The organism is Vibrio chagasii (assembly GCF_024347355.1).
GTDB lineage: Bacteria > Pseudomonadota > Gammaproteobacteria > Enterobacterales > Vibrionaceae > Vibrio > Vibrio chagasii.
Map to the genome: position 1 here is coordinate 33230 of NZ_AP025465.1, position 22768 is coordinate 55997.

The 22768-nt window shown below is 45.7% G+C and carries 13 protein-coding genes, 6 tRNA genes and 2 rRNA genes; 15 read left to right on the forward strand and 6 right to left on the reverse strand.

The window, feature by feature from the left end; translation table 11 throughout:
* Positions 1–123: 123 nt before the first annotated feature.
* From OCV52_RS00150 to OCV52_RS00160, 3 genes are all read left to right on the forward strand, one after another.
* Positions 124–3014: ribosomal RNA gene (locus tag OCV52_RS00150) — 23S ribosomal RNA — on the forward strand.
* 136 nt (positions 3015–3150) lie between these two features.
* Positions 3151–3266 (forward strand): 5S ribosomal RNA (gene rrf / locus OCV52_RS00155).
* A 69-nt stretch (positions 3267–3335) separates the two neighbouring features.
* Positions 3336–3426, forward strand: a tRNA-Ser gene (locus OCV52_RS00160).
* 116 nt (positions 3427–3542) lie between these two features.
* Here OCV52_RS00160 and ilvY read toward each other — a convergent pair.
* Positions 3543–4433 carry an HTH-type transcriptional activator IlvY gene (ilvY, locus tag OCV52_RS00165; protein ID WP_137408736.1) on the reverse strand — a complete coding sequence of 297 codons (891 nt, stop codon included), beginning with the start codon at positions 4431–4433 and terminating at the stop codon, positions 3543–3545.
* Between the two features lie 145 nt (positions 4434–4578).
* Here ilvY and ilvC point away from each other — a divergent pair, with 145 nt between their 5' ends.
* The gene (gene ilvC, locus OCV52_RS00170; protein WP_008224071.1) at positions 4579–6063 is read left to right on the forward strand and encodes a ketol-acid reductoisomerase; all 1485 of its coding nucleotides are present in this window, start codon (positions 4579–4581) and stop codon (positions 6061–6063) included.
* 235 nt (positions 6064–6298) lie between these two features.
* Here the strand turns inward: ilvC and ubiK are convergent, their stop codons facing one another.
* The 4 genes from ubiK to OCV52_RS00190 form a co-directional block, all read right to left on the reverse strand.
* Positions 6299–6550 (reverse strand): ubiquinone biosynthesis accessory factor UbiK, encoded by a 252-nt coding sequence (gene ubiK / locus OCV52_RS00175; RefSeq protein WP_137408737.1) that lies wholly within the window; start codon positions 6548–6550, stop codon positions 6299–6301.
* 119 nt (positions 6551–6669) lie between these two features.
* Positions 6670–9792, reverse strand: a complete 3123-nt coding sequence (locus OCV52_RS00180; protein WP_137408738.1) for a multidrug efflux RND transporter permease subunit — start codon at positions 9790–9792, stop codon at positions 6670–6672.
* 11 nt (positions 9793–9803) lie between these two features.
* Positions 9804–10910, reverse strand: coding sequence for an efflux RND transporter periplasmic adaptor subunit (locus tag OCV52_RS00185; protein WP_137408739.1), 1107 nt, complete (start codon positions 10908–10910; stop codon positions 9804–9806).
* A gap of 18 nt (positions 10911–10928) precedes the next feature.
* A complete protein-coding gene (locus OCV52_RS00190) occupies positions 10929–11510 on the reverse strand; it encodes a TetR/AcrR family transcriptional regulator (RefSeq protein WP_004740926.1) in 582 nt (193 codons plus the stop codon).
* A gap of 181 nt (positions 11511–11691) precedes the next feature.
* Here OCV52_RS00190 and rep point away from each other — a divergent pair, with 181 nt between their 5' ends.
* Positions 11692–13710 carry a DNA helicase Rep gene (rep, locus tag OCV52_RS00195; RefSeq protein ID WP_137408740.1) on the forward strand — a complete coding sequence of 673 codons (2019 nt, stop codon included), beginning with the start codon at positions 11692–11694 and terminating at the stop codon, positions 13708–13710.
* A gap of 97 nt (positions 13711–13807) precedes the next feature.
* Here the strand turns inward: rep and OCV52_RS00200 are convergent, their stop codons facing one another.
* A complete protein-coding gene (locus OCV52_RS00200) occupies positions 13808–14221 on the reverse strand; it encodes a c-type cytochrome (protein WP_137408741.1) in 414 nt (137 codons plus the stop codon).
* A gap of 299 nt (positions 14222–14520) precedes the next feature.
* Between OCV52_RS00200 and OCV52_RS00205 the strand changes: the two genes are divergently transcribed.
* The 10 genes from OCV52_RS00205 (at position 14521) to OCV52_RS00250 (ending at position 22735) form a co-directional block, all read left to right on the forward strand.
* Positions 14521–14597, forward strand: a tRNA-Arg gene (locus OCV52_RS00205).
* Positions 14598–14647: 50 nt separating this feature from the next.
* Positions 14648–14723 (forward strand) — tRNA-His (locus tag OCV52_RS00210).
* Positions 14724–14799: 76 nt separating this feature from the next.
* Positions 14800–14876, forward strand: a tRNA-Pro gene (locus OCV52_RS00215).
* A 46-nt stretch (positions 14877–14922) separates the two neighbouring features.
* Positions 14923–14998: transfer RNA gene (locus OCV52_RS00220), tRNA-His, on the forward strand.
* 10 nt (positions 14999–15008) lie between these two features.
* A tRNA-Pro gene (locus OCV52_RS00225) sits at positions 15009–15085 on the forward strand.
* 1018 nt (positions 15086–16103) lie between these two features.
* Positions 16104–17831, forward strand: coding sequence for a dipeptide ABC transporter ATP-binding protein (locus OCV52_RS00230; RefSeq protein WP_004740930.1), 1728 nt, complete (start codon positions 16104–16106; stop codon positions 17829–17831).
* 94 nt (positions 17832–17925) lie between these two features.
* A complete protein-coding gene (locus OCV52_RS00235; RefSeq protein WP_105025664.1) occupies positions 17926–19479 on the forward strand; it encodes an ABC transporter substrate-binding protein in 1554 nt (517 codons plus the stop codon).
* Positions 19480–19657: 178 nt separating this feature from the next.
* Positions 19658–20635 (forward strand): ABC transporter permease, encoded by a 978-nt coding sequence (locus OCV52_RS00240; RefSeq protein WP_061033080.1) that lies wholly within the window; start codon positions 19658–19660, stop codon positions 20633–20635.
* Positions 20636–20637: 2 nt separating this feature from the next.
* A complete protein-coding gene (locus tag OCV52_RS00245; RefSeq protein WP_004740935.1) occupies positions 20638–21576 on the forward strand; it encodes an ABC transporter permease in 939 nt (312 codons plus the stop codon).
* A 187-nt stretch (positions 21577–21763) separates the two neighbouring features.
* Positions 21764–22735, forward strand: coding sequence for an SPOR domain-containing protein (locus tag OCV52_RS00250; RefSeq protein WP_137408742.1), 972 nt, complete (start codon positions 21764–21766; stop codon positions 22733–22735).
* Positions 22736–22768 lie beyond the last annotated feature (33 nt).

Below are 22768 nucleotides of genomic sequence, written 5' to 3' on the forward strand. Positions count from 1 at the left end.
TATTCGATTCAAACTTGTTTGAATCATATTGAGTCCGGCAAACACGTAATAAGAACTAACCCTTCTTGTTACAACCAAAAACCTTGGTTAGTTGCCATACACTAAGACCCTTTCGGGTTGTATGGTTAAGTGACTAAGCGTACACGGTGGATGCCTTGGCAGTCAGAGGCGATGAAGGACGTATTAACTTGCGATAAGCCCAGATTAGACAGTAAAAGTCATTTGAGTCTGGGATTTCCGAATGGGGAAACCCACTTACATAAGTAAGTATCTTGTTGTGAATACATAGCAGCAAGAGGCAAACCGGGGGAACTGAAACATCTAAGTACCCCGAGGAAGAGAAATCAACCGAGATTCCGAAAGTAGCGGCGAGCGAAATTGGATTAGCCCTTAAGCTTTTAATGAGACAGACGAAGGCTCTGGAAAGTGCCGCAATAAAGGGTGATAGCCCCGTAGTCGACATCTCATCATCAGTGAAAACGAGTAGGGCGGGACACGTGATATCCTGTCTGAATATGGGGGGACCATCCTCCAAGGCTAAATACTACTGACTGACCGATAGTGAACCAGTACCGTGAGGGAAAGGCGAAAAGAACCCCTGTGAGGGGAGTGAAATAGAACCTGAAACCGTGTACGTACAAGCAGTAGGAGCACCTTCGTGGTGTGACTGCGTACCTTTTGTATAATGGGTCAGCGACTTAATTTTAGTAGCAAGGTTAACCGTTTAGGGGAGCCGTAGGGAAACCGAGTCTTAACTGGGCGTACAGTTGCTAGGATTAGACCCGAAACCAGGTGATCTAGCCATGGGCAGGTTGAAGGTTGAGTAACATCAACTGGAGGACCGAACCGACTAATGTTGAAAAATTAGCGGATGACTTGTGGCTAGGGGTGAAAGGCCAATCAAACCTGGAGATAGCTGGTTCTCCCCGAAAGCTATTTAGGTAGCGCCTCGGACGAATACTACTGGGGGTAGAGCACTGTTAAGGCTAGGGGGTCATCCCGACTTACCAACCCTTTGCAAACTCCGAATACCAGTAAGTACTATCCGGGAGACACACGGCGGGTGCTAACGTCCGTCGTGGAGAGGGAAACAACCCAGACCGCCAGCTAAGGTCCCAAAGTATAGCTAAGTGGGAAACGATGTGGGAAGGCTCAGACAGCCAGGATGTTGGCTTAGAAGCAGCCATCATTTAAAGAAAGCGTAATAGCTCACTGGTCGAGTCGGCCTGCGCGGAAGATGTAACGGGGCTAAGCTATACACCGAAGCTGCGGCTACGCACTTATGTGCGTGGGGTAGGGGAGCGTTCTGTAAGCCGTTGAAGGTGGTCTGTAAGGGCTGCTGGAGGTATCAGAAGTGCGAATGCTGACATGAGTAACGATAAAGGGAGTGAAAAACTCCCTCGCCGGAAGACCAAGGGTTCCTGTCCAACGTTAATCGGGGCAGGGTAAGTCGACCCCTAAGGCGAGGCCGAAAGGCGTAGTCGATGGGAAACGGGTTAATATTCCCGTACTTCTTACAATTGCGATGGGGGGACGGAGAAGGCTAGGTGGGCCTGGCGACGGTTGTCCAGGTTCAAGTACGTAGGCGGAAGAATTAGGTAAATCCGGTTCTTCTTAACGCTGAGATACGATGTCGAGCTACTACGGTAGTGAAGTCATTGATGCCATGCTTCCAGGAAAAGCCTCTAAGCTTCAGATTGTAAGGAATCGTACCCCAAACCGACACAGGTGGTCGGGTAGAGAATACCAAGGCGCTTGAGAGAACTCGGGTGAAGGAACTAGGCAAAATGGTACCGTAACTTCGGGAGAAGGTACGCTCTTATCAGTGAAGTCCCTTGCGGATGGAGCAGACGAGAGTCGCAGATACCAGGTGGCTGCAACTGTTTATTAAAAACACAGCACTGTGCAAAATCGTAAGATGACGTATACGGTGTGACGCCTGCCCGGTGCCGGAAGGTTAATTGATGGGGTTAGACTTCGGTCGAAGCTCTTGATCGAAGCCCCGGTAAACGGCGGCCGTAACTATAACGGTCCTAAGGTAGCGAAATTCCTTGTCGGGTAAGTTCCGACCTGCACGAATGGCGTAATGATGGCCACGCTGTCTCCACCCGAGACTCAGTGAAATTGAAATCGCTGTGAAGATGCAGTGTACCCGCGGCTAGACGGAAAGACCCCGTGAACCTTTACTACAGCTTGGCACTGAACATTGAACCTACATGTGTAGGATAGGTGGGAGACTTTGAAACCGCGTCGCTAGATGTGGTGGAGTCGTCCTTGAAATACCACCCTTGTAGTTTTGATGTTCTAACGTTGGTCCCTGAATCGGGATTACGGACAGTGCCTGGTGGGTAGTTTGACTGGGGCGGTCTCCTCCCAAAGAGTAACGGAGGAGCACGAAGGTGGGCTAAACACGGTTGGACATCGTGTGGTTAGTGCAATGGCATAAGCCCGCTTGACTGCGAGAATGACAATTCGAGCAGGTGCGAAAGCAGGTCATAGTGATCCGGTGGTTCTGAATGGAAGGGCCATCGCTCAACGGATAAAAGGTACTCCGGGGATAACAGGCTGATACCGCCCAAGAGTTCATATCGACGGCGGTGTTTGGCACCTCGATGTCGGCTCATCACATCCTGGGGCTGAAGTCGGTCCCAAGGGTATGGCTGTTCGCCATTTAAAGTGGTACGCGAGCTGGGTTTAGAACGTCGTGAGACAGTTCGGTCCCTATCTGCCGTGGGCGTTGGAAAATTGAAGGGGGCTGCTCCTAGTACGAGAGGACCGGAGTGGACGAACCTCTGGTGTTCGGGTTGTCATGCCAATGGCATTGCCCGGTAGCTAAGTTCGGAATCGATAACCGCTGAAAGCATCTAAGCGGGAAGCGAGCCCTGAGATGAGTTTTCCCTGACACTTTAAGTGTCCTAAAGGGTTGTTCAAGACTAGAACGTTGATAGGCAGGGTGTGTAAGCGCTGTGAGGCGTTGAGCTAACCTGTACTAATTGCCCGTGAGGCTTAACCATACAACACCCAAGGGGTTTTGATGGACTCAAAGATACAAACGCTTGAATGAGTTTGATGAGACAACACTTTTAATAAGCTTTCCAGATTATTTTGCCTTCAGTTTTTAAAAAAGCTGAAAGTAAAAGCAAAATTTTGCTTGGCGACCATAGCATTGTGGACCCACCTGATTCCATGCCGAACTCAGAAGTGAAACACAATAGCGCCGATGGTAGTGTGGGGCTTCCCCATGTGAGAGTAGGACATCGCCAGGCTTTGATTTCGTTATTTGCTATGCAAATAACAACCTCAACAGTGTACTAATCTGTTGATGACAACTTGTTGGAGGGATGGCTGAGTGGTCGAAAGCACCGGTCTTGAAAACCGGCAACCGTTAATAGCGGTTCTAGGGTTCAAATCCCTATCCCTCCACCACCATTAGAAAAGCCCGCTGAGAAATCAGCGGGCTTTTCTCTTATCTGCGATATATAAATAAAAAAGGGAAGAGCACTAACGTGCTCTTCCCTTCTTAGTATTGAAAGCCGTGACAACTAGTCAGCCAAATACTTACCTTCTGCGACTTTCCAGAACGCTCGAATTAGAGGGTTATCTAGCTGTGCTCGCTTACAACATACGCCTAACTCAAATGGCTTGATGGGCTCTATCTTTAAGCGGCTAACCTTATCTCTTACTGGACTGTTGTTTATGACCACATCAGGTGCGATGCCAAGTCCACACCCTAGTGCCACCATACTTACAATCGCCTCATGGCCAGAAACTTGCGCGTATATGTTGGGTTTTATCTTCATCTTTTTAAACCATGCATTGGCTCGTTCACGCGCTGTACCCGCTTCAGGGATGATAAAAGGCACTTCATTCCAGTTTGGCTTGTCGGATTGCAGTTGTTGAGTAAAGCTACTGACACCAGATGGGATGATGACAGATAGTGGTATATCACTAATGGTTTCGAACTCTAACCTTGAAGGGAGGATGTCTGGTTTCGCTGAAATCGCGATGTCTGCTTCGTCATTTAATATCTTATCGATAGACTGAGCAGGGTCGCCTGTAGAAAGCTTGAACTCGATATATGGGTGAATGGCTCTGAATTCGGTAATTAGCTCAGGAAGATGGCTATAGCTTGCAGTCACGGAGCAAAATATCCTGATCTCCCCCTTTAACTCTTGTTCACCGCCTTTTAGGTGAAGGTTATATTGCTGCCACTCTCCAACAATACTCAACGCTACTGGCAATAGGTGTTTTCCTGCCGGAGTGAGATCAACGCTGCGGTTGTCCCTGATAAGCAGTTCCTGTCCTGTTTCTTCCTCAAGCTTTTGTATCTGACGGCTCAGTGCAGAAGGGCTGACATGCATGGCTGCAGCGGTTTTGCTGAAACTCTTGCTATCACATAAATGTATAAATAATTGTAGAGATTTTATGTTCATGTTCTGTGATCGTTTCCATGTTGCATTTATTGCAATAACTAATTGTGAATATATCACTTTCAGCAACGGAATGTCTGTTTTAGTATGAAGTCATTCGATAGAGAGATATCGACCTTACGGACTTATTTTTAAAGGAGTGCCTCAAATGGCTAACTATTTCAATACATTAAACCTTCGTGAACAACTAGACCAACTAGGTCGTTGCCGCTTCATGGATCGTGAAGAATTTGCGACAGAAGCTGAATACCTTGAAGGCAAGAAAATCGTAATTGTTGGTTGTGGTGCTCAAGGCCTTAACCAAGGTCTAAACATGCGTGATTCAGGCCTAAACGTGGCTTACGCTCTACGTCAGGCGGCGATTGACGAGCAACGTCAGTCTTACAAAAACGCAAAAGAGAACGGATTTGAAGTAGATAGCTACGAGAAGCTGATTCCTGAAGCGGATCTAGTAATCAACCTAACTCCAGACAAACAACACACTAACGTAGTTGAAACAGTAATGCCTCTAATGAAAGAAGGCGCTGCATTAGGTTACTCACACGGCTTCAACGTAGTTGAAGAGGGCATGCAAATCCGTAAAGACCTAACCGTTGTAATGGTTGCACCTAAGTGTCCAGGTACTGAAGTACGTGAAGAGTACAAGCGTGGTTTTGGTGTTCCAACACTAATCGCTGTTCACCCAGAGAATGACCCTAAGGGTGAAGGTTGGGATATCGCTAAAGCTTGGGCTGCTGGTACAGGTGGTCACCGCGCAGGTTGTCTAGAGTCTTCTTTCGTTGCTGAAGTTAAATCTGACCTTATGGGTGAGCAAACAATCCTTTGTGGCATGCTACAAGCTGGTTCTATCGTATCTTACGAGAAGATGGTTGCTGATGGTATCGACCCAAGCTATGCAGGTAAGCTTCTACAATACGGTTGGGAAACGATCACTGAAGCGCTTAAGTTTGGTGGCGTAACTCACATGATGGACCGTCTATCTAACCCAGCTAAAATCAAAGCATTTGAGCTTTCTGAAGAGCTAAAAGACCTAATGCGTCCGCTTTACAACAAGCACATGGACGACATCATCCAAGGCGAATTCTCTAGCACTATGATGGCTGACTGGGCGAACGACGATGCGAACCTACTAGGCTGGCGCGAAGAGACAGGCGAAACAGCATTCGAAAATTACCCAGCTTCTGATGTAGAAATCTCTGAGCAAGAGTACTTCGATAACGGCATCCTACTTGTTGCTATGGTTCGTGCAGGTGTTGAGCTAGCGTTCGAAGCAATGACAGCATCTGGCATCATCGATGAGTCTGCATACTACGAGTCTCTACATGAGCTTCCACTAATCGCGAACACGGTTGCTCGTAAGCGCCTATACGAAATGAACGTTGTAATCTCTGATACTGCTGAATACGGTAACTACCTGTTCGCTAACGTTGCAACACCACTACTACGTGAGAAGTTCATGCCTTCAGTAGCAACAGACGTAATCGGTCGTGGTCTAGGTGAAGTATCTAACCAAGTAGATAACGCTAAACTAATCGAAGTTAACGAAGCTATCCGTAACCACCCAGTTGAGTACATCGGTGAAGAGCTACGTAGCTACATGAGCGACATGAAGCGCATCGCAGTAGGTGGCTAATCTCTTAACTCGATAACATCGAACAAATTTAAAGAGCTCCAAAAACTGGAGTCATAAATAAAAAACACAACATCTAATTAAAAGGCTTGGTCGCCGTTGACCAAGCCTTTTTGTTTATTGGGAAAGATGTATCGCGACTCGGAGTGTTGTTAGGAGTCTAGATCGAAAAACTCGAGTGCATAAAAAAGGGCTGACGTTTTCACGTCAGCCCTCTTATCTTTGCTCGCTTGAGTGCTTACTTGTCTGCAAGCTTAGCTTCTAGCTTTGCAAGCTTTTGTTCCATTTCAGTCAGCTTTTGACGAGTGCGCAGTAGTACTTGAGTTTGAACATCAAACTCTTCACGGCTTACAACATCTAGTTTGTTTAGCTGGCCTTGGATAACTTGGCGAACTTTCTGGTCTACGTCTGAACCTAGTTCTTTCACTGGCTGAGGCATAGAGTCGTGGATCTGCTTAGCAATTTGCTCTAGTTTTTTTGGATCAAACATATCGATTAAAACTCCTGACTATTTATCACTATTCTATTTAATCACATCTAAGATGTCGCCTATCGCGTATAAAAAAAGGCCACCGAAGTAGCCTTTTTAATTATTTTACGACTCAGCGATTACTTGTTGTCTGCTAATTCTCTGTGTGCTGCTTTTGCTTCATCGACGCGAGCTAGTTTTTCTAGATCTTTGTCTTCAACAAATACAGGAAGAGGTTTGTGTTTTTCAGCTAGGTAGCTGTAAATCACTGGCAGTACAAACAGCGTAAAGATAGTACCAATCGCTAGACCTGCAACGATTACAATACCGATACTAAAACGCTGAGCTGCACCCGCACCACTTGCGTACATTAGTGGGATTAGGCCCGCGATCATAGCTGCCGTTGTCATCAGGATTGGACGAAGACGAACTTTCGCCGCTTCCATTACCGCTTCAATACGAGTTTTGTGGTGATGCAGCTGTTCTTCTTTTGCAACCTCACAGATCAAGATACCGTGCTTGGTAATCAGACCGACCAGCGTGATCAAACCTACTTGTGAGTAGATGTTCATCGTTGCCGCGCCCCAAGCTAGAGCAATTAAGGCACCACAAATCGCCAGTGGTACAGATACCATGATAACCAATGGATCTTTTAGAGATTCGAACTGAATCGCCAGTACTAAGAAGATGATTGCTAGCGCCAAACCAAAGGTTGCGTAAAGTGCGCTACCTTCTGTTACGTATTGACGTGCTTCACCCATGTAATCGTGGTTGTAGCCACTTGGTAGCTTGTTCGTTGCCGTATCTTCAAACCACGCAATCGCATCACCCATGGCTGCGCCCGGGGCTGGTACTGCACCAATCGTTGCTGAGTTCAATTGGTTGAAGTGAGGAAGAGAGCGAGGCTCTGCCACAACATCAATCGTAATTAAACTGCCCAGTGGCACCGCTCTGCCATCTGCAGCACGAACGTAGTAGTTATTCATCGATTCAGGGTTCAAACGGAACTTACGCTCTACCTGAGGGATAACCTCATAAGAACGACCGTTTAAGTCGATACGGTTTACGTAGCCATCAGACATCATTGTACCAAGTGTGATACCAATATCTTGCATGGTCACACCGTATGCGCCTGCTTTGTCTTTATCGATGTGTACTTTCATCGTTGCTGAATCGTAGTTCAGATCAAGATCTGAGTAAACGAACAGTGGGTTCGATGCTACATCAGCCAAGATGTCAGTAGTGATTTGGAACAAGCTCTCAAAACTGTTTGGTGTTGTAATAACAAACTGAATTGGAAGGCCTGAACCGGCACCTGGAAGTTCAGGCATTTGGAACGCCGTTACTGACATTCCTGGTACGTCTTTTACTAGCTCACCTACGCGATTAGTCACTGCTGACTGGCTTTCCTTACGCTCACCCCATGGAACCATAGATGCGATACCAAACGCTTGGTTTGCATTTGGCATACCAGTAAACACCTGTGCATACGCCACTTCTGGCTGATCAGACAGAATCGTGTTTACGTCGCTCATGGTATTTTGCATGAAGTCTAAGTTTGCGTTTGATGGTGCTGTACCCATTAGCACGACCACACCTTTATCTTCAGAAGGTGCTAACTCACTTGGGATAAACTTAAACAGCATCGGTAAGCTGGCAAATACGATAACCGCAAAACCAATGAATACCGGGCGATGGTTCATTACCGCACCAAGCATACGCTCGTAACGGTTAGTTATACCATCCAGTACGCTATGTACCTTTTTTTCAAACTTGCTTGGCTCTGCATGAGCTTTCAGCATTTTTGAACACATCATTGGCGACAGCGTTAATGCCACGATACCGGATACAAATACTGAACCCGCTAGGGTTAAAGCAAACTCTTTAAATAGTGAGCCTGTGATACCACCCATCATCGCGATCGGAGCGTATACCGCGCCTAGCGTTAATGTCATTGCAATAACGGGTACCGCAATTTCACGAGTACCGATGATTGCAGCACGGAAAGGGGATTCCCCGAGCTTGATATGTCGGTCGACGTTCTCTAGCACTACGATCGCATCATCTACTACCAGGCCGATGGCGAGTACCATTGCCAGTAGCGTCATCAGGTTCCAAGAGAAGCCCATTGCCTGCATTACCATTGCTACACCAATCAAAGACAGTGGGATAGTAACGATAGGGATCAGTACCGCACGGAACGAACCTAGGAACAAGGTAATTACAACCAGTACGATTAATGCTGCTTCAAGGATGGTCTTGATAACCTCTTGAATCGATTCGTTAATCGCAATCGTTGAGTCATACATTACGTTCATTGAGATGTTGCTTGGTAGGTTCTTCTCTAGCTGAGGAAGAAGCTCAAGAACATCGGCTGCAATGTTGATCGGGTTAGCACTTGGTGCCGCGTTAATCGCTGCAACAACCGCTTCCTGACCGTTCGCACTTGCACGGTACACATCGTGGCTTTTCTCTAGAGAAACCTTAGCAATGTCAGATAGACGGATGATTTCGCCTTCACCGCTTCGTACTACAAGATTCTCTAGCTCTTCAACGTTAGATACTTGGGTATCAGAACTGCCGTTGTAGAGAACGAACTCACCCGTTGCTTGACCGGTTGCCGATTGGTAGTTGTTGGCATTCAGTACCGACATCACATCGCTAGCCGTTAGATCAACGGCAGCCATTTTTGACGGGTCTAGCCACACGCGTAGTGCGTATTTCATACCACCGATTAAGTCGACTTTCGATACACCGTTTACCGTAAATAGCTGCGGGTTGATTACACGCTCTAGATAATCGGTAATTTGGCTCGAAACCAACTCATCACCAGTAAAACCAATGTAGAGTACCGCCGTTGTTGAACCGGTCGACATGGTTACGGTTGGATCTTCCGCTTCTTTTGGAAGCTGAGAACGAACCGAGTTTGTCTTGGCCAGTATGTCAGATAGCGCTGCATTCGGGTCGGTGTTCAACTTCATGTTAACGGTAATCGTAGAGCTACCGAGTACAGAAGATGAAGTCATATAATCGATGTTATCCGCTTGTGCCACAGCCTGTTCGAGGGGCTGGGTGATAAAGCCTTGAATAAGATCGGCACTTGCCCCGTAGTAACTCGTGGTCACGGTTACGACGGTATTCGTCATTTCAGGGTATTCACGCACCTGCATTTTGAAGATTGCTTGTAAGCCAAGCAGAGCAATCAAAAAGCTGATGGATACCGCTAGAACTGGACGTTTAATAAAAACATCAGTAAAGCGCATTATGCCTCCAGTTACAGCTTAGGTGTTTCAGTTGGTGGTGTGATTGCATCACTTTCCACAACCTTAACTTTGGCACCGTTACTTAGACGTACTTGGCCAGAAGTCACAACGGTATCGCCAACTTTCACACCTTCAAGGATGTGTGCGATATCAGCGGTACGTTCACCAACTTTTACAACATGTTGAGTAACGCGTTGAACACCGTCTTCTTCATTCAGGATGTAAACATTGTCACCGTATAGAGTGAAAGTAATCGCTGTTTGAGGCAGGGTTACTTGGTTCTCTAGTTTAGGCAGAATGATGTTAGCGCGAGCAAACATACCGCTACGAAGCTTGCCATCATTGTTTGGAATGTCTGCTTGAACTTGAATAAGACCGCTTTGTACGCTTACTGCTGGCTCAATAGCACTGATTGATCCTTCAAATGGGATTTCAGGGTAAGCGTCAACGAAGATATCAACCGCTTGACCCACACTGATGCGAGAGATGTCAGTTTGAGATACTGTGAAGCGTAGGCGCATTACACTGGTGTCTTCTAGACGAACGATATCTGTACCTGATTGTAGGTACTGGCCTAGGTAAACGTTACGGATACCAACGGTGCCATCGAATGGTGCGCGAATTTCACGACGATCGATAGACGCTTTTAAGCTCTCAATATCAGCCGAAAGAGAGAAGTAGTTTGCTTCTGCTTCGTCATAAGCTTCCTTAGAGATAGACCCTTTTTTGAATAGGCCTTGGTAACGCTTGTACTTCGCTTTTGCAGCAGGTAAGCGCGCTTCAGAACTTTTCAAATTCGCTTTCTCAACATCAGAATCTAAACGAACAAGTTGCTGACCGCTTTTAACTTCAGTGCCTGATTCGAAAGAAATTTGGTCGATTACACCACTGGTTTCATTCGCTAGAGTGACACCTTGGTTTGGTTCGATGAAGCCGATAGCTTCAATCACCGGAACCCAGTCGATCGGCTGAACTTCAGTAACGGTGACAGGAAACTCTGGTTCAGGGCGATTTGCCAAGTATTCCGCTATTTTTTGTTGCTTGAACATGTTAAACCCAATAACGCTGCCGAAAAGTAATACAGCGATGAGTAACATGAAGAAAGTCCACTTTTTCATTATGGTCAAAACTCCGATCTAGTGTGTAATTATTGCGTCCCAACTGGCTTCTATTGCTGCTTCTAATGCTGCCTCATCCATTTGGTAAAATCCTAAAGAATGCTTTCGCGCTAGAGAAACACTAGCCGCTAAGCTCAACCCGCTTAATACTTCGTTATGAAGCGGTTTAAACAACCCTTGCTCTTTCCCCTCATTAAATAGCTGCTCAACTTGGTCAAACATTTTCCGTTCAAGTTCCCTGAAGTTTAGGCTATTTGTGATGGGTAGAGCCTCATACTGGACCCGATTTTTAATCGCAGCCAAGTTCGTTCCTGCTAAGTTCCAGATGTTAAGCCACATGGTTCTATAGCGTTGCTTGATTGGATCTGAATCGTTCACGCCTTCTTGAACAGCATCAGCTACTCGTTGAGTTACGAGTACACAAACATCAGCAATCAAGTGTTCTTTATCGTCGAAGTAGCGATATATCGTCCCCGCAGCGACTCCAGCTTCCTTTGCAAGCTTTTGCATCGACAGACCTTGAAAACCGACGTCAGCAATCAGTTTTTCTGCAGCAGAAAGTATTTGCTGGCGTTTGTCCCTATGTGTATGAATTGTCATATACTTATCACCCCAGCGAATGAACGTTCATTCATTATAGCCTAATAACTAGACTTATGTGTAACCCCCTTTTGTATGAATGATGTAAATTCTTCAATAGGAGAACGTAGCATTCGTGATGTTGCAGCATTACTATAGGCACGCGACTAATTTGACCTTGTAAAAACAGATAGAGAACCAAATGAAACTGAACCCCAGACAAGATGAAGCCGTGAAGTATGTTTCAGGACCCTGTTTAGTATTAGCAGGCGCTGGATCAGGCAAAACACGTGTTATCACCAATAAGATTGCTTATTTGGTTCAGGAGTGTGGCTACAAGGCGCGTAACATCGCGGCTGTGACCTTTACCAATAAAGCTGCGCGTGAGATGAAGGAGCGTGTTGGGCAAACCTTAGGTAAAGGTGAAGCGAAAGGACTTATCGTTTCGACGTTCCATACTATGGGCCTAACCATTATTCGTCGCGAGTACAAAGCGCTGGGCCTAAAAGCGGGCTTCTCTCTATTTGATGACCAAGACCAGTTAGCCCTATTAAAAGAGCTAACTGAAAGACAAATCGATGGCGACAAGGATTTACTGCGTGCATTGATGAGTGCAATTTCGAATTGGAAGAATGACATGCTGACGCCAGACCAGGCGAAAGCGCGCGCTCAAGGAGAGCAAGAGCAGCTATTTGCGTTCTGCTTCGAGATGTATCAAAAACAGATGAAGGCCTACAACGCCCTCGACTTTGATGACTTGATTGCACTGCCAGTACAATTACTCAAAACCAATCAAGAAGTGCGTGAACGTTGGCAGTCGCGTATTCGTTATCTACTTGTGGACGAATACCAAGATACCAACACTAGCCAGTACGAATTGGTTCGCTTACTGGTTGGAGAGCGTGGGCGTTTGACGGTAGTAGGTGACGATGACCAATCTATTTACTCATGGCGTGGTGCGAAACCGCAAAACTTAGTGTTGCTGGGTGAGGACTATCCAAACCTTCGCTTAATTAAGCTGGAGCAAAACTACCGCTCAACCAGTCGAATCTTGCGTGCAGCGAACATCCTGATCGCCAACAATCCGCACGTATATGAGAAGTCTCTATTCTCTGAGATCCCAGACGGCGAAAAGCTTAAGGTATTGAATGCCAAGAACGAGGAGCATGAGGCTGAGCGTATTACTGGTGAGATCATCGCACACAAGTTTTTGAACCGTACTGAGTATAAAGATTACGCGGTGCTTTACCGTGGTAACCACCAATCGCGCTTAATTGAAAAAGCGTTGATGCAGAACCGTGTGCCTTACAAGATCTCTGGCGGTACCTCGTTCTTCGCTAGAGCGGAAATTAAAGACATCATGGCTTACTTGCGTGTGTTGGTGAACCCTGATGATGACAACGCCTTCCTACGTATTGTAAACACGCCACGCCGTGAGATAGGCCCGGTTACGCTAGAGAAGTTAGGTAGCTACGCCAACATGCGTGGCAAGAGCTTGTTTGAGGCCAGCTTTGAGATGGGTTTAGAGCAAACCCTAACAGGCCGAGGCTTAGAGAACCTGCGTCGATTCACGGATTGGATTGTTCGTATCTCAGATAACGCAGAGCGTGGCAATACCGTAGATGCGGTTCGTGCTTTGGTTCGCGATATTAACTACGAAGATTGGTTATACGAAACCTCAGCAAGCCCGAAAGCGGCAGAGATGCGTATGAAGAACGTCTCTGATCTCTATAGCTGGATTGTCGCCGATTTAGAAGGTGATAATTACGATAAAGAAGAGAAGACGCTGCGTGAGGTCGTGCAACGCTTAACCCTGCGCGACATGATGGAACGAGGTGAAGACGATGACGATGCTGACCAAGTACAGTTAATGACACTACACGCATCGAAAGGCTTGGAGTTCCCATATGTGTATTTGATGGGAACAGAAGAGGGCATCTTGCCGCACCAAACCAGTGTTGATGAAGGTAACGTTGAGGAAGAGCGTCGCCTGATGTATGTGGGTATTACTCGAGCGCAGAAAGAGCTGACTTTTACTAAGTGTCGTGAACGTCGTCAGTTTGGTGAGTTAATTAAGCCAACACAGAGTCGTTTTCTTGATGAATTGCCGCATGATGATGTGGAATGGGAAAGCGTGAAGAAGCTACAGTCTGCTGAAGAGCGAATGGAGAAAGGGCAGGCGCACATTGCCAATATTCGAGCGATGTTCAATAAGAAGTAATGTTCTGCTTTATATAGCACTATATAGAAGACAATAAAAAAGGTGACCTGATGGTCACCTTTTTTGAATTTGGCATTTTTAACTATAGATCGGCAAATTACAGACCAGCAATCATGTGCTCGATAGCATCTTTGATTTCGTCGTCTGAACAGTCCATACATGAACCTTTTGCTGGCATCGCGTTGAAGCCGTTGATTGCGTGGTCAGCCAGAACATCGCGACCTTGAGCAATACGAGGACCCCAGTCACCAGCATCACCTGTTTTAGGTGCGCCACTTACGCCAGATGCGTGACAAGCTATACAAAAGGTACCATAAACTGTTGCGCCATCACGAGGGCCTGTTGGTTCAGCGGCTACTGGCTCACTGCCGACTAGGTATACTTGACCAACTGGTTTGATGCGCTCAGCAATTGCATCTTGCTCTGCTTTACTTAGGCCTGAAGCCATTGCACCAGTTGAGAAGGTTAAAACTGCGATGACAACGCTTAAAATTCGACGAGACATATCCATTAAACTCACTTTACATTCCCAAGGTAAGTACATGCTTACCAAATTATAGTGTTGGAGGGGGTGTTTTGGCTTTAACCAGTAAAGAGCAACTGTTAAACCAATGTAAATAATGGGTGATTATATCCCGATAAGTTGTTGCAATAAACAACAACTTATAAGCTGTGGCGGGTTGTAGTACTCAAATAAGGGGTTTATCACATATTAACTGTCGAAAAAGAGACCAAACAGAAAAAAAAGTTAAAAAAGTACTAGACGGCATTGGGTGATATACGTATTATTCCACTCCGCCGACAGGGCATGCGCCTGTAGCTCAGCTGGATAGAGCGTTGGCCTCCGGAGCCAAAGGCCGAAGGTTCGAATCCTTTCAGGCGCGCCATCCGGTCACTTACTTCGGTAAGCGAGAAATTGGCAGAAAAAGAAATTATGGTGGCTATAGCTCAGTTGGTAGAGCCCTGGATTGTGATTCCGGTGGTCGCGAGTTCGAATCTCGTTAGCCACCCCATTCTTTCTTTACAAATTATCGGTAGCTTCGGCTTCCAGTGTTGATTCACTATCCCAAGAATCGATACAAAACTAGTCGGTGAATAGCGCAGCTTGGTAGCGCATCTGGTTTGGGACCAGAGGGTCGGGGGTTCGAATCCCTCTTCACCGACCACTATTTCAATAATCGCTTGTTAAGCGGTTATACAAAAAGATTAGTGGTGGCTATAGCTCAGTTGGTAGAGCCCTGGATTGTGATTCCGGTGGTCGCGAGTTCGAATCTCGTTAGCCACCCCATTAATTTTGTCGGTGAATAGCGCAGCTTGGTAGCGCATCTGGTTTGGGACCAGAGGGTCGGGGGTTCGAATCCCTCTTCACCGACCACTATAAGAAAGCCTCGTCAGAAATGACGGGGCTTTTTTACATCTGAAATATAGATGGCTTTAGACCTGAGTGTCGGGGGCTGGATCGCCAGCCCGGTGAAAGCCCAGTCGCATCGCCTCCCTCTTCACCGACCACTATAAGAAAGCCTCAACTAGCCGTCCGCGTCAGAAATGACGGGGCTTTTTTCGTTTGGTGTTTAGAGTATTTGTGCCCAGAAGGCTGTTGGCTTGAGAGCTAACCCGATCGAACCTACTATAAATAGCCTTAACTAGCCGTCCGTGCCATAAATGCGGTACAAGAAAAATAACCTCTTCGAAGTGTCACGCGTTCAATGTGACTGCTCTTCTCCACACAAAACCACAATTCATTAAACCGGTCGATCTATATCTAATTTTATATAATTTAATGGCTAATAAATTCGACAGATTGATAGGTTTGATCTAAGGACTTTTACGAAAAATGAAACCTAACCCCAATACTGTCGATTAATGTCCGTATTTAGCATTTTTCCCCCTCTCAAATCGCCGAAAATTCCAACTAATTTATCCATCTGCTTGTTTTGTTATCTCATATTTGCCTAACCTATATTAATGGTTGTAAATATGGCTCACACAACCCTATTTAGTTGTTCTGTTTGATATAAATAGATAAATTAGATTATGTTTCTATAGTGTTAATTGTTTTTTGGAATAATTATTTGTTTTTGATGATTGGTAGTGAGATCTGCTCTCAACCATGGCTTTAGCTTTACAAGTAAGTTGTGGCAAGGGTTTTGTGAGTGTTTATTACCACTAGTATAATGCTGTTTTTTCTTACTATATGCCTTTGTGGTGAATAGTTATGTGTTGGTTTTGCTTGTTAAGCGTTTAATGTCGACTTTTTATCCTATTTTTGTTGATTTTCTGTGAATTATTTGCCAAATTGTCAATCGTATAAAATATCAGAACAATATTCTGGTAAGAATGGATTCAATTTTGCAGACAGGGCAGAAAGCTGCCAAAGCAGTAGAGGTCTGGTAATGTCACTTTTAGAAGTAAAAAATCTTCGTATCGAATACCCATCTCGTCATGGAGTTCACGCCGCAGTTAAATCGCTTTCGTTCAATATTGAACGTGGTGAGATTGTTGGTGTTGTAGGCGAATCTGGTGCTGGTAAGTCAACGGTAGGTAACGCGGTTATCGATCTGTTGAGCCCTCCTGGTCGCATTGCTAGCGGCGAGGTATTTCTGGATGGCGAAAAAGTCTCTGGCTTATCTCCTGAACAGATGCGTTCTGTTCGCGGCTCAAAGATTGGTTTTATCTTCCAAGATCCAATGACGTCTCTTAACCCTCTATTCACCGTAGAACAGCAGTTAAAAGAAACGATTCACGCCAACATGAAGGTTTCTGATCAAGAAGCCTATGAACGCTCCCTCGACTTGATGAATCAAGTTGGTATCCCACAGCCAGAAAACCGCTTAAAACAGTATCCTCACCAATTCTCTGGCGGTATGCGTCAGCGTGTGGTTATAGCGATTGCATTGGCAGGTGAGCCTGACCTTATCATCGCAGATGAACCAACCACCGCACTGGATGTGTCTATCCAAGACCAAATCTTAGGTTTGATTCGCGATCTATGTATTAAGAAAAACGTAGGTTGTATGTTGGTAACGCACGACATGGGTGTGGTATCTAACGTAACCGATCGTGTAGCCGTAATGTATCGTGGTGACTTAGTTGAGTTTGGCCCAACTGCCAAAGTGCTTGGTACGCCAGAACACCCATACACACACAGCTTGATCTCTGCGGTTCCGCGTTCAGACCGTAAACTCGATCGTTTCCCACTAGTGAGCTACATCGAAGAAGCACACGAGATGGAACCACTTGATGTGAAAAATCACTGGTTGGGTCAAAGCCAAGATCACCGTGATTACACAGGCCCATTATTAAATGTTGAAAACGTAAACCTGCGTTTCACCACTAAAGATTCGTTCTTCGAGAGCCGCCGTGAGTACGTACAAGCGTCGAACAACGTTAGCTTTGAGGTGCATGAAGGTGAGACGTTTGGTTTGGTGGGTGAATCAGGCTCAGGTAAATCAACGATTGCTCGTGTAATTGCTGGTTTGTACGCGCCAAACTCGGGCAAGGTAACGTTTGAAGGCGTTGACCTGACTGGCCTGAAATCTGAAAAAGAGCGTCGCCCTATGCGTCGCCAAATGCAGATGGTTTTCCAAAACCCTTATACATCAATGAACCCTCGAATGAAGATATTCGACATCATTGCTGAACCTATTCGATTCCATAAGCTTACTCGCAACGAAAGCGAAACTCGTCAGATCGTTAATGACCTGCTAGAGCACGTTGGTTTAGGTAAAATGGCTGGGGTGAAGTACCCACACGAATTCTCAGGTGGTCAACGTCAGCGTATTTCTATCGCTCGCGCTTTGGCGACTCGCCCACGTCTTTTGATTTGTGATGAACCAACATCGGCACTGGATGTGTCGGTACAGGCTCAAATCCTCAACCTACTAAAAGACTTACAAGACGAGTTAAACCTAACCATGCTGTTCATTAGTCACGATTTACCGGTTATTCGCCAAATGTGTGACCGTGTTGGCGTGATGCAGATGGGGACACTATTGGAAGTTGCGCCTACAGAGCAGCTATTCCAATCACCTCAGCATGAATACAGCAAACAACTGATTTCTTTAATGCCTGAATTTACAGGTTTGAGAGAAGAAAAAGCAGTGGCACAAGCCGCGGTATAAAAGTCAGCAGGCTGGAGTTTAGCTTGCTAACAACAATAAACAGACGCAAATACAACAACTAGGGATCTGGATTCCCGCATGAAGGAGTTATGCAATGAAAACCATGAAAAGCAAATTAGCAGTAGCTTTGATGGCAGCTGGCCTAAGCTTTAGTGCAGCAGCAGCAGATATTACCGTTGGCTATGCAGCTGACCCTGTATCACTTGACCCGCACGAGCAGCTGTCTGGTGGTACACTGCAAATGTCTCACATGGTATTTGACCCTCTAGTACGTTTCACTCAAGAGATGGACTTCGAAGGCCGTCTAGCGACAAGCTGGGAGCGAATTGATAACGAGACTATGCGCTTCAATCTTCGTAAGGGAGTCAAATTCCACTCAGGAAATGCATTTACAGCTGATGATGTAGTTTGGACTTTCGAACGTTTGAAGTCTTCGGCAGATTTCAAAGGCATCTTTGGTCCTTTGGTATCTTTGACTAAGGTAGATGACTATACCGTTGAAGTTAAGACTGATGGTACGTATCCATTGATCGAAAATGTGGCGACCTATATTTTCCCAATGGACAGCAAGTTCTACTCTGGAAAAACTGCAGACGGAAAAGACAAATCTGAGTTGGTTAAGCATGGTAACTCCTTTGCATCAACCAATGAGTCTGGAACGGGGCCTTTTATCATCAAGTCTCGTGAACAGGGTGTTAAGGTTGAGTTTGAACGTTTCGCTGATTACTGGGATAGCGCTTCAAAAGGTAATGTCGACAAGCTTACGCTTGTGCCAATTAAGGAAGATGCAACGCGAGTCGCTGCTATTCTTTCCGGTGATGTTGATATGATCGCGCCTGTTGCACCAAATGATTACAAGCGAGTTAAAAATGCTGATGGTGTTGATTTATATACAATGCCTGGAACGCGTATTATTACCTTTCAAATGAACCAAAGCAGTAATGAGGCACTGAAAGATGTGCGCGTTCGTCAAGCGATTGTTTATGCGATTAACAACGAAGGTATCGTTAAAAAAATCATGAAAGGTGCGGCTACTGCAGCTGCGCAACAGAGCCCTGTGGGATACGCTGGCTATAACGAAGAACTAAAACCTCGCTATGATGTTAAAAAAGCAAAAGAGCTGATGAAAGAAGCGGGCTATGAAGATGGCTTTACGCTAACTATGATGGCACCAAATAATCGTTATGTGAACGATGCTAAGATTGCGCAAGCAGCGGCGGCAATGCTATCTAAGATTGGTATTAAAGTTGATCTTAAAACTATGCCTAAAGCGCAGTATTGGCCTGAGTTTGATAAGTGTGCTGCTGATATGATGATGATTGGTTGGCACCCTGATACTGAAGACTCTGCGAACTTCTCTGAATTCCTCACGATGACCCGTGATGAAGCTACAGGTAAAGGTCAGTATAACTGTGGTCACTACTCAAATTCTGAAATCGATAAAGTAGTTTTAGAAACGAATTCAGAAACTGATCTTGTTAAACGAAGTGCGATGCTGAAGCAAGTTGAAGCCGTCCTATATGATGAAGCTGCGTTCGTACCACTTCATTGGCAAGACCCTTCATGGGCAGCTAAGAGTAACGTTGAGATTGGTCCAATTATCAACGGCATGAACTTCCCTTACTTCGGTGATCTAGTTGTAAAATAACCTAGCTTGCTAGAATCGAGAGCCTGAAGCTTTCAGGCTCTCAAACTATTAAGAAATATATTTAAGTTTAGGTATTTGGTCTTCCTTCAGTCTGGCTAAATACCTTTTTTAAGACTGAATTTTTGTTATCTGGTCGCGGATTTTGATTAGATAATCATGGATAGATAAGGGGCAAGGAATGGTTACGTTTCTGGTCAAGCGCCTGTTTCAGGCACTGATAGTGATGTTTGTGATCAGTTTGGTGGCGTTTGCCATTCAGGATAACCTGGGCGACCCGTTGCGTGAGTTAGTCGGTCAATCTGTGTCAGAATCGGAGCGTCAAGCGCTGCGTGATGAACTCGGCTTAAATGATCCCTTCATTACAAAATACACTCGCTTTGTAGGCGCAGCTCTACAAGGTGATCTTGGTACTTCATATTTCTTTAAACGCCCTGCAGTGGACGTAATCTTAGATAAGCTGGTGGCGACGCTTGAACTTGTGTTTGGCGCTTCTCTGATCATCGTTTGTCTGTCGATTCCACTTGGCGTTTATTCAGCAATACACCCAAAAAGTTTCTTCACTAAGCTGGTGATGGCGGGCAGTAGTATCGGTATCTCTGTGCCTGTTTTCTTAACGGCAATCATGCTGATGTATGTCTTCTCAATTGAACTTGGCTGGCTGCCGTCGTTTGGCCGTGGTGAAACTGCAAACTGGTTTGGCTGGGAGTCTGGTTTCCTAACGCTAGATGGCCTTGCACACTTAGTTCTGCCAAGTATCGCGCTTGCGTCTATCATGCTACCGCTTTTCATTCGTCTGGTTCGTTCAGAGATGCTAGAAGTGCTGAGCTCTGAGTACATCAAGTTTGGTAAAGCGAAAGGTCTGGAACTGAACAAGATTTACTACCAGCACGCTCTGAAAAACACAATGCTACCTGTACTAACGGTAGGTGGTGTTCAGATTGGTACTATGGTGGCTTACACCATTCTTACTGAAACTGTATTCCAGTGGCCGGGCACCGGCTTCCTATTCCTTGAAGCGATTAACCGAGTGGATACACCACTGATTACCGCATACGTTATCTTCGTTGGTCTTATCTTCGTAGTAACGAACACCATTGTTGACCTGCTATACGGCATCATTAACCCAACAGTGAACATCACAGGGAAAGGAGCATAATCATGGAACAAACAACAACAGCTCCATCTCGTTGGGAGCGATTTAAGCAGTCAGACATTTTGTACTACTTCTTGCGTGACAAAGTGGCAATGTTCAGCTTTGCTGTTTTCACTGCTTTCTTAGTGATGGCATTGGCGGCACCTGTTCTAGCGCCAACAGACCCGTATGACGTGACGTCTATCGACATCATGGACTCTGAGCTACCACCGTCTTGGATGGAAGATGGCGAAGAGCGTTTCCTACTGGGTACGGATGAACAGGGTCGTGACATTCTATCGACCATGCTTTACGGTTCTCGCTTATCACTGACGATTGGTTTCCTAGCCGTTGGTCTACAGCTGACCCTAGGTATCATCATTGGTCTATCTGCGGGTTACTTCGGTGGTCGTATCGATAGCTTCTTGATGCGTTTTGCTGATGTTCAGCTCTCGTTCTCCACCATGATGGTTGCGATCATTGTCTCGGCTATCTTTAAGGCGAGCTTCGGTAGTGACTTCTACGCGCAATATGCGGTAGTGATGCTGGTGGTGATCATCGGTATTGCTGAATGGCCGCAGTATGCTCGTACGATTCGTGCATCGGTATTGGCTGAGAAGAAGAAAGAGTATGTAGAAGCAGCACGCGTGATGGGCTTCAGAGCTCCGCGCATCATGTTCCGTCATATTCTACCAAACTGTTTATCGCCAATTTTGGTTATCTCTACGGTACAGGTGGCAAATGCCATCATGTCAGAAGCGGCACTTTCTTTCCTAGGTTTGGGCCTACCGGTAGACCAACCGTCACTAGGTGCACTAATCAGTACTGGTTTTAACTACATTTTCTCTGGTGCGTGGTGGATTACAGCCTTCCCTGGTGTCGTATTGGTGACGCTAGTACTGGTGATCAACCTACTGGGTGACTGGTTACGTGACGTGTTTAACCCTAAAATTTATAAAGGGTGATAGCTTGGTTTGATTTTTAGTAAAAAAAATCACTAAACTAAGAGCCGTAAGCAATTACGGCTCTTTTTTTGCTTAATGGATCTTGAACTAAGTATCATTGATAGTGTCAATAATACTTAAAATGGAATTCGTGTTTTATCGACATTAATTCGGTAACAATTAACCCGTGAGGGTTTAAGTGGTGGTTATGAAATTGACAATGAATGATGTATGTCGCGCTGTGATTAGAAATTATCGTATGGGTCTTATTGCTGCATCCCTCTTGGTATCGAGCCAAGTCAATGCAGAATCGGTTTTATGTGATGCTACTCAGGCAAGTACTAATCAATTACCACAGCTAGAGCAATCATGTCCGATCGGTAAGGGTGTTTGGGGTAATAAAGCGCCTAAGCGTCATTCAGATAATGAGCTGTTTTGGGTTCAATGTGGCCTGCTGAACAAGCCTTTGTCACTGAGCCAAGCAAAACCTCTTTACGGCAAAATTTCGACCAACGTATGGATGAAACCTGAGGGTGGTGATTATCGTTGTTTGATTGGTCCTTACTCTACATTTTCAGATGCGAGAAAAGATCTAGCTCAGGTTCGTAAGGTGCCAGGTTATGGCGAAGCCTTTATTCGTATGGTTGATAAGTCGAAGACCTCATCACAACCTATCGTGGCAAAAGCGGCCGAGCCTAAAGCAGCAAAACCGACACCGGTTAAGGCTCCAGTAAAACCTGCAACTAAGCCTGCGGCGAAACCCGTAGCAGCCAAGCCAGCGGCAGCAGTGACGAGTGCGGCTGCCATTCAGGCACTGCCAAGTGGTGACAAGAATTCAGATAACGATCTAGAGATTGAAGTTCGCGTGACGGCAAATGTTGCCGGTAGCCAATATGCGATCCCTTACTTGCTAGACCATGAGCAGCAGTTCTACATGGAGCAAGGTAAGCCTTGGAGTCGTTTGGATTATGGCAGCGCAGAGCTGGTATGTAATAAGATCAACATGAAGCTGATGACTGAAAAGCAATGGCAGAGCATCCTCGGCTCAAGAGTGATGGAAAATCAGAATTGGCCAATGCACCTACCTTATTGGGGAGCGGATAAGAAAGGCCTGTTCACCAATGGTAACGTAAACCAACTCAAAGGCTCTTCATTACTTAACGTGATGTGTGTGAATTAGCTTCAATCATACCTGGGCTCTCATAGACTAGAA

Coding starts and splice junctions, on each gene's coding strand:
- ilvY (WP_137408736.1), bottom strand. CDS start 4,433: ATGAACATAAAATCTCTACAATTATTTATACATTTATGTGATAGCAAG.
- ilvC (WP_008224071.1), top strand. CDS start 4,579: ATGGCTAACTATTTCAATACATTAAACCTTCGTGAACAACTAGACCAA.
- ubiK (WP_137408737.1), bottom strand. CDS start 6,550: ATGTTTGATCCAAAAAAACTAGAGCAAATTGCTAAGCAGATCCACGAC.
- OCV52_RS00180 (WP_137408738.1), bottom strand. CDS start 9,792: ATGCGCTTTACTGATGTTTTTATTAAACGTCCAGTTCTAGCGGTATCC.
- OCV52_RS00185 (WP_137408739.1), bottom strand. CDS start 10,910: ATGAAAAAGTGGACTTTCTTCATGTTACTCATCGCTGTATTACTTTTC.
- OCV52_RS00190 (WP_004740926.1), bottom strand. CDS start 11,510: ATGACAATTCATACACATAGGGACAAACGCCAGCAAATACTTTCTGCT.
- rep (WP_137408740.1), top strand. CDS start 11,692: ATGAAACTGAACCCCAGACAAGATGAAGCCGTGAAGTATGTTTCAGGA.
- OCV52_RS00200 (WP_137408741.1), bottom strand. CDS start 14,221: ATGGATATGTCTCGTCGAATTTTAAGCGTTGTCATCGCAGTTTTAACC.
- OCV52_RS00230 (WP_004740930.1), top strand. CDS start 16,104: ATGTCACTTTTAGAAGTAAAAAATCTTCGTATCGAATACCCATCTCGT.
- OCV52_RS00235 (WP_105025664.1), top strand. CDS start 17,926: ATGAAAACCATGAAAAGCAAATTAGCAGTAGCTTTGATGGCAGCTGGC.
- OCV52_RS00240 (WP_061033080.1), top strand. CDS start 19,658: ATGGTTACGTTTCTGGTCAAGCGCCTGTTTCAGGCACTGATAGTGATG.
- OCV52_RS00245 (WP_004740935.1), top strand. CDS start 20,638: ATGGAACAAACAACAACAGCTCCATCTCGTTGGGAGCGATTTAAGCAG.
- OCV52_RS00250 (WP_137408742.1), top strand. CDS start 21,764: ATGAAATTGACAATGAATGATGTATGTCGCGCTGTGATTAGAAATTAT.